The sequence below is a fragment of the Streptomyces sp. NPDC097107 genome (assembly GCF_044762405.1).
In the GTDB taxonomy this organism is placed as follows: domain Bacteria; phylum Actinomycetota; class Actinomycetes; order Streptomycetales; family Streptomycetaceae; genus Streptomyces; species Streptomyces thinghirensis.
The window spans coordinates 205,390-220,629 of record NZ_JBIWEF010000003.1 but is presented as its reverse complement, the minus strand read 5'-3'; the positions used below and the strand labels follow the sequence as shown (position 1 = coordinate 220,629).

13 protein-coding genes are annotated in these 15,240 nt (G+C 71.0%); 7 read left to right on the top strand and 6 right to left on the bottom strand.

The annotated features are described in order from the left end of the window. Genes ACIQ1J_RS08120 through ACIQ1J_RS08110 form a run of 3 tightly spaced genes read right to left on the bottom strand, consistent with a single transcriptional unit; the run spans position 1 to position 2,635 of the window. Positions 1-807 carry an MlaE family ABC transporter permease gene (locus ACIQ1J_RS08120; protein WP_403555146.1) on the bottom strand — a complete coding sequence of 269 codons (807 nt, stop codon included), beginning with the start codon at positions 805-807 and terminating at the stop codon, positions 1-3. 5 nt (positions 808-812) lie between these two features. Beyond that, positions 813-1,577 (bottom strand): ABC transporter permease, encoded by a 765-nt coding sequence (locus tag ACIQ1J_RS08115; protein WP_210963887.1) that lies wholly within the window; start codon positions 1,575-1,577, stop codon positions 813-815. After that, entirely contained in the window at positions 1,574-2,635 is a 1,062-nt protein-coding gene (locus tag ACIQ1J_RS08110; protein ID WP_403555144.1) for an ABC transporter ATP-binding protein, read from the bottom strand. Before ACIQ1J_RS08110 ends, ACIQ1J_RS08115 begins: the two co-directional genes overlap by 4 nt. A 727-nt stretch (positions 2,636-3,362) precedes the next feature. Here ACIQ1J_RS08110 and ACIQ1J_RS08105 point away from each other — a divergent pair. From ACIQ1J_RS08105 to ACIQ1J_RS08090, 4 genes are all read left to right on the top strand, one after another. Beyond that, on the top strand, positions 3,363-3,995 hold the full coding sequence (locus ACIQ1J_RS08105; RefSeq protein ID WP_403555143.1) for a hypothetical protein: 633 nt from the start codon (positions 3,363-3,365) through the stop codon (positions 3,993-3,995). Between the two features lie 114 nt (positions 3,996-4,109). Next, the gene (locus tag ACIQ1J_RS08100; RefSeq protein WP_403555141.1) at positions 4,110-5,687 is read left to right on the top strand and encodes a DUF6801 domain-containing protein; all 1,578 of its coding nucleotides are present in this window, start codon (positions 4,110-4,112) and stop codon (positions 5,685-5,687) included. A 226-nt stretch (positions 5,688-5,913) separates the two neighbouring features. After that, positions 5,914-6,864: a hypothetical protein gene (locus ACIQ1J_RS08095; RefSeq protein ID WP_403555139.1), complete on the top strand. Its 951-nt coding sequence runs from the start codon at positions 5,914-5,916 to the stop codon at positions 6,862-6,864. 212 nt (positions 6,865-7,076) lie between these two features. Further along, on the top strand, positions 7,077-8,285 hold the full coding sequence (locus ACIQ1J_RS08090) for a helix-turn-helix domain-containing protein (protein ID WP_403555137.1): 1,209 nt from the start codon (positions 7,077-7,079) through the stop codon (positions 8,283-8,285). Between the two features lie 214 nt (positions 8,286-8,499). Here the strand turns inward: ACIQ1J_RS08090 and ACIQ1J_RS08085 are convergent, their stop codons facing one another. Continuing rightward, the gene (locus ACIQ1J_RS08085; protein ID WP_403555135.1) at positions 8,500-9,390 is read right to left on the bottom strand and encodes a GNAT family N-acetyltransferase; all 891 of its coding nucleotides are present in this window, start codon (positions 9,388-9,390) and stop codon (positions 8,500-8,502) included. 85 nt (positions 9,391-9,475) lie between these two features. On the opposite strand from ACIQ1J_RS08085, the gene ACIQ1J_RS08080 reads away from it, so the two are divergent. After that, a complete protein-coding gene (locus ACIQ1J_RS08080; protein ID WP_403555133.1) occupies positions 9,476-10,186 on the top strand; it encodes a 2-phosphosulfolactate phosphatase in 711 nt (236 codons plus the stop codon). Positions 10,187-10,492: 306 nt separating this feature from the next. On the opposite strand, the gene ACIQ1J_RS08075 is transcribed toward ACIQ1J_RS08080, so the two are convergent. Continuing rightward, on the bottom strand, positions 10,493-11,458 hold the full coding sequence (locus ACIQ1J_RS08075) for a pirin family protein (protein ID WP_403555131.1): 966 nt from the start codon (positions 11,456-11,458) through the stop codon (positions 10,493-10,495). 148 nt (positions 11,459-11,606) lie between these two features. Here ACIQ1J_RS08075 and ACIQ1J_RS08070 point away from each other — a divergent pair, with 148 nt between their 5' ends. After that, positions 11,607-11,954, top strand: a complete 348-nt coding sequence (locus ACIQ1J_RS08070; protein WP_403555129.1) for a tetratricopeptide repeat protein — start codon at positions 11,607-11,609, stop codon at positions 11,952-11,954. Positions 11,955-12,124: 170 nt separating this feature from the next. Here the strand turns inward: ACIQ1J_RS08070 and ACIQ1J_RS08065 are convergent, their stop codons facing one another. Next, positions 12,125-13,546 (bottom strand): PepSY-associated TM helix domain-containing protein, encoded by a 1,422-nt coding sequence (locus tag ACIQ1J_RS08065; RefSeq protein WP_403555127.1) that lies wholly within the window; start codon positions 13,544-13,546, stop codon positions 12,125-12,127. 145 nt (positions 13,547-13,691) lie between these two features. Here ACIQ1J_RS08065 and ACIQ1J_RS08060 point away from each other — a divergent pair, with 145 nt between their 5' ends. Beyond that, the gene (locus ACIQ1J_RS08060; RefSeq protein WP_403555125.1) at positions 13,692-14,405 is read left to right on the top strand and encodes a peptide deformylase; all 714 of its coding nucleotides are present in this window, start codon (positions 13,692-13,694) and stop codon (positions 14,403-14,405) included. Positions 14,406-15,240: the final 835 nt, after the last annotated feature.

Genomic DNA, 15,240 nt, shown 5'->3' with positions numbered 1-15,240 from the left:
TCAGCCCGCCACCTTCACGGTCGTGGTGGCGCCCCACAGCGCCAGCGACAGGAAGAAGTCGGTGACGCTGATCAGCACGATGGCGTTGCGCACCGACCGGCCGACGGCCGTGCCGACGCCGGCCGGGCCGCCGGTGGCGCGGTAGCCGTAGTAGCAGTGGGCGACGATCACCATCACGCTGAAGATGAACACCTTCAGGACGGACAGCAGCACGTCCGTGGGTGAGAGGAACAGGTTGAAATAGTGGTCGTAGGTGCCCCGGGACTGGCCGTTGAAGAGGACCGTGACGTACCGGGAGGCCAGGTAGGAGGAGACCAGCCCGATAGCGTAGAGGGGGATGATGGCGACGACGCCGGCGATGATGCGGGTGGTGACCAGGTAGGGCAGGGAGCGGATCCCCATGCCTTCGAGGGCGTCGACCTCCTCGTTGATGCGCATGGCGCCGAGTTGGGCGGTGAAGCCGGCGCCGACGGTCGCGGACAGGGCGAGTCCGGCGACCAGCGGCGCGATCTCGCGGGTGTTGAAGTAGGCGGAGACGAAGCCGGTGAAGGCCGCGGTGCCGATCTGGTCGAGGGCCGCGTAGCCCTGGAGACCGACGACGGTGCCCGTGAACAGGGTCATCGCGATCATCACGCCGATGGTGCCGCCGACGACCCCGAGGCCACCGGTGCCGAAGGCGACCTCGGCGAGCAGCCGCTGCACCTCCCTGAGGTAGCGGTGCAGGGTGCGCGGGATCCACAGCAGGGAGCGGACGTAGAAGAGGAGTTGGTCGCCGGAGCGGTCGAGCCAGACGAGCGGGGAGGCCACGGACCTCAACCTCCCTTCGGCGGGACGAGTTGCAGGTAGACGCCCGTCATCACCATGTTGACGAAGAACAGCAGCAGGAAGGTGATGACGACGGACTGGTTGACCGCGTCGCCGACGCCCTTGGGGCCGCCGCGGGGATTCAGGCCCCGGTAGGCGGCGACGACGCCCGCGATGAACCCGAAGACCAGGGCCTTGAGTTCACTGACATACAGGTCGGGAAGCTGGGCGAGGGCGGAGAAGCTGGCGAGGTAGGCGCCGGGGGTGCCGTCCTGGAGAAAGACGTTGAAGACGTAGCCGCCGAGGATGCCGACCACGGAGACCAGGCCGTTGAGCAGGACCGCGACACCCATGGTGGCCAGGACCCGGGGGACCACGAGGCGCTGCACCGGTGAGACGCCCATGACCTCCATCGCGTCCAGCTCCTCGCGGATGGTGCGCGAGCCGAGGTCGGCGCAGATCGCGGAGCCGGCCGCGCCCGCGATCAGCAGGGCGACGATCAGGGGGCTGGCCTGCTGCACGACGGCCAGCACGCTGGCGCCGCCGGTGAAGGACTGGGCGCCGAGCTGCTGGGTGAGCGAGCCGACCTGGAGGGCGATCACGGCGCCGAACGGGATCGAGACCAGGGCCGCGGGCAGGATCGTGACACTGGCGATGAACCAGAACTGCTCCACGAACTCCCGGAACTGGAACGGCCGCCGGAAGATCGCCCGGGCCACCTCGGCGGCGAGCGCGAAGAGCCGACCGGTCTGCCGCAGAGCACCGGTGATCATGTGCCGCTCCCGGTGGCCGGCATCCGGAGCGTCGGGGCGGTGACTCCCTGGGCCCCGGGTGTGCCGGGCGCGGTGGGCCCGGCGGCCGCGGGGGTCGCGGGGGTCGCGTAGGTGCGTTCGATGGCGGCGCGGGCGGCGGGCGGCAGCCGGTCGAGCATGCCCAGCACCCGCTCCCGGCGCCGGGTGACGGCGCGGCGCGGCGGGAGCCCGGGAGACGGCTCCAGCTGGGGAGTGATCTCCCGGGGGCCGTCGGCGCCCCGCGGCCCGGCGGCCTCGGCGGCGAGGGTGGCGGCGTCCTTCTCCTCCGACATCCCGATCGGTCCCTCGCGGCGGCCGGCCAGGAACTGGGCCACGACCGGCTCCTCGCTGGTGAGGAGCACCTCGCGCGGGCCGAAGGTGACCAGTTCGCGCCGGAAGAGCATGCCCATGTTGTCGGGGACCGTGGCGGCGATGTCGAGGTTGTGGGTGACGATCAGCATCGTCGCGTCGATCTGCGCGTTCAGGTCGATCAGCAGCTGGGAGAGGTAGGCGGTGCGGACGGGGTCGAGTCCGGAGTCGGGTTCGTCGCACAGGATGATCTGCGGGTCGAGCACGAGCGCGCGGGCGAGTCCGGCCCGCTTGCGCATGCCGCCGCTGATCTCTCCGGGCAACTTGCCCTCGGCGCCCAGCAGACCGACGACCTCGATCCGCTCCATGACGATGCGGCGGATCTCCGCCTCCTTCTTCCGGGTGTGCTCGCGCAGCGGAAAGGCGATGTTGTCGAAGAGGGACATGGAACCGAAAAGGGCGCCGTCCTGGAACATGAGCCCGAATTTCTTGCGGGTCTCGTAGATATCGCGCTCCGGGCTGTTCACCATGTCGACGCCGTCGATGAGGACATGGCCGCGCTCCGGTTTCAGCAGTCCGATGAGCGACTTGAGGAACACCGTCTTTCCGGTGCCGGACGGACCGAGCATGACGCTCACTTCTCCGGCCGGCAGGGTGAGGCTCACGTCCTGCCAGATCTTCTGCCTGCCGAAGGACTTGGTGAGGCCCTCGACCACTACTTCGATTCCCATATCACCTCCAAAACAGGTGAGATCGGTGCGTGCCGCGGAGCGCACGCCGAGCCGGTGCGCGGTGTGCTGACAACCGGTGGGACGCCGGCCTCCTCGCCTTTTGTCACTGCGTGGACAAGACGCGTCCGGCGCTTTGTCCGCCGGGTGCGGGGCAGGGTCGCGCGGCTCCGGGAGGGAGGAGCTCCACGCGGCCCTGCCGACGGATGTCCGCCCCTGAAGGAGGGCAAGGCCGGAAGACAGCCATCGCGCCTCCTCGGCATGGGGGGGCACCCACCAGGAGATCAGCGCCGTGCCCGGCACGCTACGGCTGAGTAACCTGAGCGGGCAAGAGGAGGTTCCGACTTTCCCGAAGGATTCGGTTGAGCCATAGCGCGTTTGTCAGCACGGCGACAAATACGCGCCTTCTTCTTGTCACTCGGTGAGTACGGCGGGGCCGGCCGGAGCCCGTGGACCGTCCCCACCTCCCCAGGAGCGACACGGCTGCGAACCGTGCGCGGGCGCCTTACTTAGCAGCGGATGACTATGCCGGGCTCCGGACCGCTCACTTGGGGAACAGATATTTCCAGTTCTCCAAAGAATCATGACCGACGCCATTGTTCGCCTAAGTTTCCCGCAAGTAACGTCGTGGCTCGCGGTCGATTTCCGGGCCGCACTGCGCCCGTCCCCACTCCACAGGTACGGGCGAGATCCCTCTCTGCCGGTCAATCCACAAGGGAGTCCCCACGTCATGAAGAAGTCCCTGTCAAGAATTGCCGTCGTAGCGGGCGCGGGTGCCGCCGCCTTCGCCATGACCGTCGCCCCCGCCTCGGCCGTTCCGTCGACGGTCTGGACCGTCACCCCGTCGCCGGCCAACTTCTCGGCGACCAACAGCGGGAACATCGTGCTGACCGCCAACATCCCGATGACGTGTACGACGTCCAGCGCCTCGGGCACCATGGCGAGCACCACCGGCAACCCCGCCACCGTGGCCGGCATCAACGCCATCAACTTCGGCACCAGCGGCTCGCCTTGCACCAGCGTCCTGGGCAACGTCACGACCATCGCGACCACGCCCTGGACCGTCGTCGCCCAGGACTACACCGCGGCCACCGGTGTGACCAAGGGCCACGTCGGCAACGTCAAGGCCAAGGTCACCGCCGGCGCCTGCGTGTTCAACGTGCAGGGCAAGGCCACCGCCACCTACACCAACTCGACCGGCATCCTCTCGGTCGCGAGTGTCAGCGGCGACCTGGTCGTCACCTCGGCCTCCGGCTGCGGCTCCGTGGTCACCACCGCCACCAAGCCCACCTTCAAGGGCAAGTACGCGGTCAAGGTCACGGGCAGCAACACCATCCCGAAGATCGTCGGGTCCAACCCGTAAGCAGGAGGGCGGCTCGCCGCCCGGCCGGTGATCCCGGCCGGACGTGCGGGCCGCCGGCACGCCGCGGCCGCCACCGGCCGTCCGGACCGTGGAACGACCCGAGCGGAGTGAGAGATGACAGGCCCCCGTACCGCCGTCCGACGGACGGTCCGCGGCCGCGCCCGCAACGCGGCGATCGCCGCGTTCGTCGTGCTGGCGGCCACCGTGCCCGCCGCGGCGGGGGCGGCCGGTACGCAGGAGGTCGACGCCGCGTTGCCGTACACGTGCCTGTTCCCCTCTGGGCAGCAGCCCGCGACGGTCAAGGTTTCGGCGGCTTTCCCCGAGCGGGTGGCGCCCGGTGAGGCGATCGAGCCGTCGGACGTGACCACGACCGTCGAACTGCCGGAGCCTGCGGTGGCGGACCTGACGGCGCTGGGCGCTTCCGGTGTGCGGGCCGCGACCCGGCTCTCGGTCGGCGTGGCGCAGGGCGAGGCCACCGCCGAGGCGACGTGGCGCGGCGGCACGGAGCCCACGCAACTGACCGCGACCGGACCGCTGACGCTGACCGCGACGGGGGACGTGCCCTCGGTGACCGGCCAGAGTGCGGGCGAACTGACCCTGACCGGCGGTGGCTTCGCCCTGGACCTCGCCCTGACCACGACGGACGGCGGCTCCACCGATCCCGCCTCGGTGACCGTCGACTGCACCCTCACCGACGAGGCCCCGGGCGGCGGCCGACTGGCCACCGTCCAGGTCGGCACGGACGAGGAAGGCCCCGCGGGCACCCCCAGCGGCTCGTCTTCCGGGTCCCCTTCCGCCTCCGGAACGCCGGGAGATCCGACGGACGAACCGGCGGAGCGCCAGGGCGAACGCGCCCCGAAGGTTGTCGAGCCCGCGCCGGACGGCCCCGCCGCCGAGCGGAAGGCACCGCCCTGCAAGTACGACGAGAAGTACCCGGCCGGCCCGATGTCCCTGAACGCCTACATCACCGGCTACTCGAACGTGACCAAGCTCGACGGCGCCGCGCTGGTCCCGCCGTTCTGCACGCTCATCACCCAGGGCGAGCCCGAGTTCGAGTTCTTCCCGGACTTCAGCGGCGCCTACATCAGGCAGCACTCCACCGCGGACCTGTACTACCAGCAGCGCAAGGAGACGCTTCCCTTCCAGGCGACCTTCCTCACCTTCGACTTCACTCCGACCACGGCCACGATGGTGCTGGAGCAGACGGGTCCGATGACCATCGACTCGAACGGCGCCACCGACTTTCTCTTCACCAGCACGGACACCTACGTCCGCGCACCGGTCGTGCTGCGTGTGACGTCCCTGAAGGTGAACGGCACCCCGCTGGACGTGGGGGCCAAGTGCCGGACGAGGACATCCCTCGTCTCACCGGAACCGGACCCGGAGAAGTTCCCCGGCGACCACCTGGTCCTGCACGGCCGGGGTGAACAGGTCACCGGCGAACCCGCCACCGGCTACCTGCTGCTCTCCGGCGGTCCGCTGACCGGCGAGGTCGCCATCCCGGACTTCACGGGCTGCGGCACCGCGGGGGGCGAGAACCTCGACCGCCTGCTCACGGCCTCCGTCTCCGGTCCCGGCAACTACGTCAAGATGGTCCAGGGGCAGGCCTGTTACGTCTGGGCCGAGGAGCCCAACCCGGACGAGTGCACCCCCGACCGGCAGCCCCTGGAGATCCCGGTGGCCGAGCGCTGACCGCCCTCCCGCCGTACCACCCCGTCCCGGCTCCCGCGCACTCCCATCCCCGGCTCCGCCCGCGCACTCCCATCCCCGGCTCCGCCCGGGCCCACCCATCCCCGGCTCCGCCCGGACCCACCCATCCCCGGCTCCGCCCGGACCCACCCATCCCCGGCTCCGCCCGGACCCACCCATCCCCGGCTCCGCCCCGCACCCTCCATCCCCTGATACGGAAGGCCTCATCATGCGGTTCTCCCTCGGCGCCAGAGTCGCCACCACCGCCACCGCCCTCGGCACCGCCCTCGGCGCCTTCGCCTCGATGGGCACCGCGACCGCGGCGGCGGCCGCCGTGCCCAACGGCGAGTGGGCGCCCTTCACCCGCTGTCCCGTGGACGCTCCGGCGATGCTGGCCGCCGACGGTCTGGCCCGCACCCCGCAGTGTGTGGTCTCGACCTCGCCGAGCGGTTCCATCAAGCTGGGCAAGACCACCGTGACCACGGGCAGGACCAACCTCCAGATCGGCGTCGTCCAGAACTCCGACGGGACCAGCACCGTGGTGGCCCCCGCGGGCGGCGCCCTCATCGCCGACTCCGCGACCGTCCCCGGCGGGCTGCTGGGACTGATGTGCCCGAGCAACATCCCCGCGATCACGGCCATCTGCGAGAAGCTCAGCAACAGCACGCTCAACAAGATCACGGCGACGGTGGAGTCCGTGGGCGCCCCCTACGACTTCGACCAGACCGCCGGCATCCTGACCGACCAGCCGATCGTCGCCCTCCCGGTCCGCATCCACCTGGAGAACCCGTTCCTCGGCAGCAAGTGCTACATCGGTTCCGCGGCCAAGCCGATCGTACTGCGCCCGGAGAACCGGCAGTTCCCCGACTTCGGCATGTCGTTCTTCCGGGGTGACGGCACGGTCGCCGAGGACGGTGAGATGAGCCGCATCAACCTCACCGGGGCCACGCAGAACGACAGCTCCTTCGCCGTGCCCGGTGCCGGCGGCTGCGGGCTGGGGCTGTTCGGTCTGATCGACGCGGCGGTCAACGCCAAGACCGGGTTGCCCTCCGCCGCCGGGAACAACAGCCTGACGCTCAACAACGCCCAGACCCATCTCGCCGGCCTGAACGCCCCCGGCACGGTGGCACCCGACGCGGGCAAGCACCTCTCACGGAACTGGCACTCCGCCGTCGAGTAATGGCCGCGGGACGGCGATTCCCAGCCGTACCGGCAGCCCCGCCGCGTCCCACCGCATCTAAATGTGCACAGGCTGTGTACGTCCCAACGAACTTGATTTAGCTTCAGCAGCCCAGACACACATCACGTCAAGTCCGGCGTGTGCCTCCTTCGTGAAGGACCGGGGCACACGACCGGTGCACCGTGGGCACCGGAGAGCGAGGGACGGCACTGATGCCTTCAACCACGCGGCCACCGGAAGTCGGTGAACCGCTAGAACCGCTCCCCAAGGAGTTCGCCGCCTTCATGCGGCCCGAGTTACCCGGCCTCATGAAGGAGATCGGCGCCGAGGTCACCCGTGCCTACCCCGTGTACGGGCGGCTGCTCAACGGCCCCAACGCCGACGCCATCCGCCAAGGCGTCGAACAGGCCCTGTACGCGTTCGTGGACCGCGTCGCCGATCCCGGCAAGAACGCCGCGCTCCGCGACGAACTGCTGCGCAGGTTCGGCCGCGTGGAAGCGTACGAGGGCCGCGAACTGGACACCCTCCAGGGAGCGTACCGGCTCGGCGCGCGCATCGCGCTGCGCCGGGCGAGGGCCGTGGGCCAGCAGTACCGGCTCTCCCCCACCCTGATACTCGCCTTCGCCGACGCCCTGTTCGCCTACGTCGAGGAGCTGGAGCAGATCTCCCGCGAGGGCTACGTCGAGGTGCAGTCGCGGGCTTCCTCCGAGGTGCCGGCACAGCGCAGACGGCTCCTCCACCTCATCCTCACCGGACCGCCGCTCCCGCAGGCCCTGTCCGGGCTCTGCGAGGCAGCCGCATGGCCGTTGCCCGCCGACGTCACCCTGGTCGCCCTGCGCACACCGCTCCCCGAGCACCTTCAAGCGGGGCTGGCCGACGACGTCCTCTTCGACCTGGACATCCCCCATCCGCACCTGCTGATACCCGGAACCCTCACCCCCGAGCGGCTGGCCATGCTCGACGCCGCCCTGGCGGGCTCACCCGCCGTGCTGGGGCTGACCGTGCCGCTGGCCCAGGCGGCCGACTCCGTCCGCTGGGCGCGCCATGTGCTCAAGCTGATCGACGAGGGTGTGGTGGCCGACGCCCCCGTGGTCCGCTGCGAGGACCACCTGGTGACGCTGTGGCTGCTGTCGGACCCGGTGCTCGTCAGCCATCTCGCGGCCGCGGAACTGGCCCCCATCGAGCAGTTGCCGGCCAGCCGCCGCGACCGGCTCGTGGAGACCCTGCGCGTGCACGTCTCGACGCGTGCGCCGGCGGAGCAGGTGGGCGAGATGCTGGGCGTGCACGCCCAGACCGTGCGCTACCGCCTGCGGAACCTGGACGCCCTCCTGGGCGACCGCCTCGCCGATCCCGATCACCGCTTCGCCCTGGAGGCCACGCTGCGCGCCCTGCACCTGCTCTCCCGCGAGACCGGGACGTAGGGGAGGGCCGGCGGGACCGGGAAGCAGGGGGGAGCCCGCGAGACCAGGAAGCTGTCCCACACGGTGATCGTCAGTTCCGCCTGGCCCGGCAACGGACCAACGCGCTGCTCGCGATGGTCCGCGACGGCACCTTCCACGAACCCCGAACACCACGCCTCGCTCGACCAAAAGCACAGAGGCACCCCCGACGGCCGCGGGGCGGGCCGAGTGGGCTTCAGTGTTCCCGGCGCTCACCGGCTTGCGGATCGGCGTACGCGAAGTCGTACGGGGCCCAGTCGGTTACCCGCCGGTACCCGAGGCGCTGGTAGAGGGCGTTACTGGTGGAGTTGGCCGCGTTCGTGTACAGCACGACCTCCGTGGCGCCCGAGGTGAGCGCGGCCCGGCTCACCTCGGCCGTCACGGCGGCCGCGTAGCCGCGCCCGCGGAGGCGGGCTGGGGTGTAGACGGGGTCCACCCGGACCATGCCGGCGACCAGCGGGTTCACGCCCGCGATGGAGACGGGGGTGCCGTCCGGGGTCTCCCAGAAGGTGTAGCGCTTCTCGGCGAATCGCGTGCCGGCCCAGGAGCCGGCGTCGATGGTGGCGGTCTCCCCGAGGTCTGCGGCGAGTTCACGGCACCAGCGCATGAGGTCGTCGTGGTCCTGCTCGCCCAGGATCCGGCTGCGGCCCTCCGGGTGCGGCTCCGGCGGGGTGAGCGTGCCGAGGCGGTACAGGTGCATTGCGACGCGGAGCGTCGGCGTCGCGCCGGTGTGCCGCTGCCAGGCCTCGGCGAACGCGGTGGCGGTGTCGTGGTCCGCGGTGACGCCGGAAAGAGTGTGCCCGAGGCCGTGCAGACGGGCGGCGAGGGCGCCGGCCCGTTCGGGAGAAAGCGGGGTGAGGGTCAGCCGGCGGGTCGGCGGAAGGAAGAAGATCGCCCGGGTCTCGCCTTCCCACTCCAGCCGGCCGAAGAGGACCGTACCGGGCTCGAACGCCCCCGGTCGGGTCCGCCACTTCTCCATCACGGTGAGCGGTGTGTTGTGCAGGACGGGGCGAGAACGGAGGAAGTCCCCGGCCCGGCCGAGGAAATCGCCGATGTCTTCGGTGAGGTGCCAAACGTCCGAACGCATGCTTCATGGTCCCGCAGGGACTCGTTTCCGGGGGGTGGTGTGGCCAATCGGCCCCGTGCGCTGCGGGAAGCGGCAGGATGGTGTGATGGACCACCACTTCGCCGGCATACCGGAGTTGACCGGCGTTCCCCGTGTCGCTGTCGTCATCGACGTCATGCGCGCCTTCACCGTGGCTGCCTGGGCCTTCTCACGCGGCGTCGAGAGGATCGTCCTGGCCTCGGCGGCCAGTGAGGCACTTGCCCTGAAGGAGAGCCACCCGGGTTGGCTGGCCCTGAAGGACGGAGCTCCAGCGGCGGGCTTCGACACGGTGAACTCACCCGGCTTGCTCAGGTCGTGCGATTTCGCCGGCCGCACGCTGGTGCAGAAGACGACGGCAGGAACCGTGGGCGCGCTGGCGGTCGCGAACGCACCACTGGTCCTGTGCGCGAGTTTCGTGGTGGCCGGCCCGACCGCGCGGTTCCTGCGAGCCAAGGAGCCCGGGCCGGTGACGTTCGTGGTCACCGGTGAGGGAGGCCAGGCAAACGAGGACCTGGCCTGCGCCGAATACATCGGCCGGTCCATCGCCGGGGACGACGTCGAGGCGGCCCCGTATCTCCACCGCGCGGGGGCTTCTCGTGCCGCGGGCGATCTCGCGGGTGGGCGGCGGAGCGGCTACCACCCGGACGATGTCGATCTCTGCTTGGAAATCGCCTGGTTCCCCTTCGCGATGGTGGCTCGCCAGGAAGCATCCCTGACGGTGCTCCGTCCCGTCGTGGAGGTGTGCCCACCGTCGGCCGACACTCCGATCTCACGCTGAAACGGTCAGTTGAGCGCGCGCAGCACCAGCCGCACGGCTCCCGCGACTCCACGCCAGATCCAACCGAGCAGTCCTGCCTCCACAGCGATCTCAGCGGCGGTTTCAGCAGCGTCCGTCCGGTCCGACTCGGACCGGCACCGGGCACAGGACCGGGGCCAACTACGCTTTTGCGCCCGGCACTTCTTGCATATCGTCATGACCTCATTCTCTACTGCCCTGCGCCGCCTGCCTCGTCCTTCCCCACCGCCGTCACCGTCGACCGTGGTCTCCGCTCGACAGCCACCGAAACTAGCGCGTTACCGCAGGTCAGCGCACCCTGCCTCGCGGCTTCAACGGCACGGGCGGCAGTTCCGGAGCGGGCAGCGGGGCGCCGTCGTAGCCCTTGACCTCACCGAACCCGGCCCCTTCCATCCAGTCCCGGCGGGCCTGCTCGATCTCCTCCTGGGACCGTCCGATCCAGTTCCAGAACATGATCAGCTCCTCCTCGAACGGCTCGCCGCCCAGGAGCATCAGGCTCGCGTCCGAGTCGGCGCGCAGGGGCAGTTCGTCGCGGCCGCAGCCGAGGTAGAGCATCGAGCCCGGTACCAGCGGCACGCCGTCGACGTGGGCCTCGCCGGCCATGGACAGGACGGCGTACTCGAAGTCCCGTTCCAGTGGGAGACGTACGTCCGTACCGCCGGTGAGGGTCAGGTCTGCGCCGACGATGGGGGTGTACGCCGTTCCCGGCGAGGAGGTGCCGTCGAGGGTGCCGAGGAGCAGGGTGGCCGTCAGGCCGGGGGCGGTGACGACGGGCAGGTCGGCGTGGAACTCGAAGCGCGGGTCGGTGTGGCGGTGGGCGTCCGGGAGGGCGACCCACAGCTGCGCGCCGTGCAGGAAGCGGGCGTGCGACCGCGGGCTCTCCTCGGAGTGGCTGATCGCGCGGCCCGAGGTCATCAGGCCCAGCTGGCGTGGGCGGATGGTCTGGAGGCTGCCGGTGGAGTCGCGGTGCAGTACCTCGCCCTCGTGCAGCCAGCTCACCGTCTGCAGGCCCATGTGCGGATGCGGCGGCACCTGCATGCCGGGCTCGTCGGCGATGTCGTCGGGGCCGTAGTGATCGACGAAACACCAGGCGCCGACCATGCGCCGGCCCAGGTTGGGCAGGAGTCGGCGGACCTCGGTGGACTCGCCGAGCTTGACGTGGCGAGGGCTGAGGAGTTCCCGCACCGGCTCCGCCACCACGAAGCCGCGGCCGCCGCACAGGCTGGGAACCGCCTCGCGATCAAGATTGCTCATGCCGCCCAAACTAGCGCCGGACGGGCCTCCGCGTCAGGCCGTACTCCGGCCGTCACCGTGACGGGCGGATACACGTCTCCCCCGCTCCCACCGATGGTGGAATGTTCAATCAGCTGGCGTGGTTGCAGCACACCGAAGGAGGTCACGAGTGGACACCACGTACTACGACCACGGAACGCAGGCGGAGCGCTGGGAGCGCGCGCGGATGTTCTTCGACGCCAGGGGCTACGCCGCCGCGGCACGCGTCCTGAGCGGTCTGGTCGAGGAGGTGCCCGAGCGGACCGGACCGCGGCTGCTGCTGGCGCGCGCCTACTACCACTCGGCCCAACTGCGGCGGGCGGAGGACGAACTGCGGATCGTCGTCGAGCGCGATCCCGTCGAGCAGTACGCCCGGCTGATGCTGGGACGCACCCTCGAACGGCAGGGGCGCCAGGACGAGGCCGACGCGCAACTGCGGATCGCCTCCGCGCTGGCGGGCGACTCCACCGACCGCTGAGCGGCGGCGTCACGGTGAGGCGGTGAGCGGTGAGCGGTGAGGCGACGTAGCGGTGAGGCGACGAGGCGGTGAGGGGGCGGCGCCGGCCAACCGCCTCGTCGCCGTGATCCACCGCCCCGCCGCCGTGAGCCACCCCCCGCCGCCGTGATCCACCGCCCCGCCGCCGTGAGTCAGCGCTTCGGCGTCGCGGCGCCCGGGTGCGTCCGCCGCCCCCGCCGGTGGGCGATCTCGCCGAGTACGACGTCGGCCGCGACGAACGCGGCCAGCGGGATGCCGAGCAGCGGCACGAAGTAGCCGAGGACCGCGACCGCCGCGAGCAGCGGGACGAGGAGCGATGGCGGCACCTGCTGCCACGCCCCGCGCGGGATCGGGCGGCCGAACGCGGAGCCCCGGCCGCGCTGCCACCACATGCGGTACCCCCAGATGACGAGCAGGACCAGGGAAGCGGCCAGCAGCATCAGGGCGATCTGGTTGGGCAGGCCGAACAGGCTGCCGGTGTGCAGGTCGATGCCCCAGCGGCTGAGCTTGGCGAGCACCGGGTAGTCGGCGAAGCGCAGTACGTCGGTGACCTGGCCGGTCGCCGGGTCCACTGCGACCGAGTCCTGCTTCTCGGGCCAACTGCGCTGCACCTGCTTGACGACGTAGGCGGAGGACGCGTCGGCGGGCGGGACGATCTCCACGGGGTCGCCCAGGCCCTCGGCGCGCGCGGCGGACAGGACCTTGTCGAGGCCGACCCCGTGCGCGGCGTCCCCGCCCGCGCCCGATGCCGCGCCGTGGCCCGCGTGCTCCCCGCCCCCGGTTGCCGACGCCGACACGGACGGGGTGGTCTGGCCGAGCGAGACGCGCAGGTCCTCGATGTTCGCCCCGGCGTAGGTCGACCAGGTCAGACCGGTCGCCGAGAGGAGGACGAATCCGGCCGCCGCCCACGCGCCGACCGTGCCGTGCAGGCCCAGGGTGCGGCGCCGGCCGCTGGTGCCGCGCAGCTTGCGCCGGGCCCGGCGGCGGGAGAACCACAGCACCAGGCCGCCGCCCGCGATCACCCACAGCCAGCTGGCGGCGAACTCGCTGTACAGACGCCCCGTTTCACCCAGGTGCAGGTCCCGGTGGAACTCGTCGATCCAGGTGCGCAGCGGCAGCGCGCCGCTCGAGCCGTACTGTTCGAGGGCGCCGCGCACCTTCGCGGTGTACGGGTCGACGAAGACCGCGAGCGTGTGGCCCGGGTCGACACCCTCGACGCCGGTCAGCAGCACCCTGGTGGTGGCGTCGGCCTCGGGTGAGGGGCGTACGGCCGACACCGTGCCCTCGGGACGGGCCTGCCGGGCGGCGGCGACCTGCTCGGAGACGGGCAGCTTGCGGTCACCCACGTCGGGGACGGTCAGCTCATGTGCGTAGACCATCTTCTCGGCCTGGAACGAGGCGGCGTAGAGGAAACCGGTGGCCGCCGCCACCAGGAGGAAGGGCGCCACGAACAGTCCGGCGTAGAAGTGCAGTCGCAGGACGAGCGGGCGGAGTGTGGACCATCTGCCGGGCGGAGGCGGCGGGGTCGGCGGTTTGGCGGCCTCGTCCGTGGGAGTCGGGGACGTGGTGGTCATCTGTGGGCGCTCCGGGGACGTCGTGGGGACGGGGTGGTCCCAGTGGTCGGGGCGGGAGTGCGCCGGGTTCCCGGCCCCGCACGTGGCCTGCGTCACACCGTCGTGGCCGGCGGGCGGATGCCGTACGCCGTGGCATCCTGGCGCGATGGGAACTCCGAGTGATCGCGCGCTCCTTGCCGATCGGGTCGAGGAACTGCTCGCCGCCGATGGGCCGTTGCCGATCGTCGAGGCCGGCGATCCGGTGCTGCGGCGCGCCGCCGAGCCCTTCGACGGGCAGTTGGAGCCGGCGCTGCTGGCGCGGTTCGTCGAGGCGCTGCGCCGCACCATGCGCGCGGCGCCGGGTGTCGGTCTGGCCGCGCCGCAGGTGGGGGTGGGACTCAGGATCGCGGTGATCGAGGACCCGGCGCCGGTGCCGGACGAGGTGCGGGTGGCGCGCGGGCGGGTGCCGCAGCCGTTCCGGGTGCTGGTGAATCCGTCGTACGAGGCCGTGGGCGGCGGGCGCGCCGCGTTCTTCGAGGGCTGTCTGAGTGTGCCGGGGTGGCAGGCGGTGGTGGCTCGGCATGCCGAGGTGCGGTTGGTGGCGCGGGACGGGCACGGGCGGGCCGTGGACGAGGTGTTCGCAGGGTGGCCCTCGCGGATCGTGCAGCACGAGACGGATCATCTGGACGGTGTGTTGTACCTGGACCGGGCCGAGTTGCGGTCGCTGGCGTCGAATCGGGCGATGGCGGAGTGGTGGGGGCAGGTGACTCCGGAGCGGGCTGCGGCGGGGTTGGGGTTTGGGCTGCCTCCCGGGTCTGCGGGATCTTCGGGGGCTTCGGGGGCTTCGGGGGCAGCCGGGCCGGTGGGACCGGCGGTCTGATGGGTCGCTGGGGAGGTGGGCGCCGGGGCGGGTGCGGGGCCCGGCGTTGCGGGGTGCCTCCCCACTCTCGTGTAGGTTGCGCATTTCGGTGGGCACTCGCGAGCCTCTGACCTGGGGTGTTGGTATGGGTGAGCACTCCCGGCTGTGGACGTCGTCGACTGATCATGGGCAAAAGCCCCCTGTGGGCGCGTTTGTGCGGTAACGCTGGGTAGTGCTTGCTGTCCTGCCTACCCGGGCGCGCGGGTGAGTGGGGCTGGGAAATGGCTCCTCCGACGTGGCGGCCAGCAGATCGCGCGCATGGCGGACTGCTGGAGTTCTGGGGGAAGGGGAGCTTCAAGTGTCACGAGGATCGCCGGTTTGGGTAACCGGCGATCGTGATCTATGTTGCGGCGACCGGCTTCGGGCCGAGAAGGCGACCGGCTTCGGGCCGAGAAGTCGTCAGAGCCGGGGTCCTTGGGCGATCTACATTGGGCGTCGGTGGTCGACCAACGCCTCCGCACACCGGTGATCTTTCCGGCGAGCATGCCCATGACCGGGGGTGCGATCCAATCGAAGTTCACCTCGCTGGCGGCAGGCCCCGTGCCGCGGTCGACGTCGCGGCCCGACAAGGCGCAGCGCTGACGGTGGAGAACCGCATGCTGCGCGAACAGAGCGCTGCACTTTGCCAGGATCTCAACGCGGCTCGTGCCGAGCTGCGTGCCCTGCGCGTGCAGGATCCTGTTGCGAGCCCACGGGGTGAGCTCGCTCACGGCATCGCTGGATGGGAGCCCTGGGGCCGAGGCGCTGTGCCAGAAGAGGGATCAGGCCCTGGCCGCCGCTCGACGAGGAGAATACG

Excerpts from the sequence above, each read along its gene's own strand:
- ACIQ1J_RS08065 (WP_403555127.1), bottom strand. The coding sequence starts at position 13,546 with ATGACCACCACGTCCCCGACTCCCACGGACGAGGCCGCCAAACCGCCG.
- ACIQ1J_RS08080 (WP_403555133.1), top strand. The coding sequence starts at position 9,476 with ATGGACCACCACTTCGCCGGCATACCGGAGTTGACCGGCGTTCCCCGT.
- ACIQ1J_RS08060 (WP_403555125.1), top strand. The coding sequence starts at position 13,692 with ATGGGAACTCCGAGTGATCGCGCGCTCCTTGCCGATCGGGTCGAGGAA.
- ACIQ1J_RS08095 (WP_403555139.1), top strand. The coding sequence starts at position 5,914 with ATGCGGTTCTCCCTCGGCGCCAGAGTCGCCACCACCGCCACCGCCCTC.
- ACIQ1J_RS08090 (WP_403555137.1), top strand. The coding sequence starts at position 7,077 with ATGCCTTCAACCACGCGGCCACCGGAAGTCGGTGAACCGCTAGAACCG.
- ACIQ1J_RS08100 (WP_403555141.1), top strand. The coding sequence starts at position 4,110 with ATGACAGGCCCCCGTACCGCCGTCCGACGGACGGTCCGCGGCCGCGCC.
- ACIQ1J_RS08085 (WP_403555135.1), bottom strand. The coding sequence starts at position 9,390 with ATGCGTTCGGACGTTTGGCACCTCACCGAAGACATCGGCGATTTCCTC.
- ACIQ1J_RS08110 (WP_403555144.1), bottom strand. The coding sequence starts at position 2,635 with ATGGGAATCGAAGTAGTGGTCGAGGGCCTCACCAAGTCCTTCGGCAGG.
- ACIQ1J_RS08075 (WP_403555131.1), bottom strand. The coding sequence starts at position 11,458 with ATGAGCAATCTTGATCGCGAGGCGGTTCCCAGCCTGTGCGGCGGCCGC.
- ACIQ1J_RS08115 (WP_210963887.1), bottom strand. The coding sequence starts at position 1,577 with ATGATCACCGGTGCTCTGCGGCAGACCGGTCGGCTCTTCGCGCTCGCC.
- ACIQ1J_RS08105 (WP_403555143.1), top strand. The coding sequence starts at position 3,363 with ATGAAGAAGTCCCTGTCAAGAATTGCCGTCGTAGCGGGCGCGGGTGCC.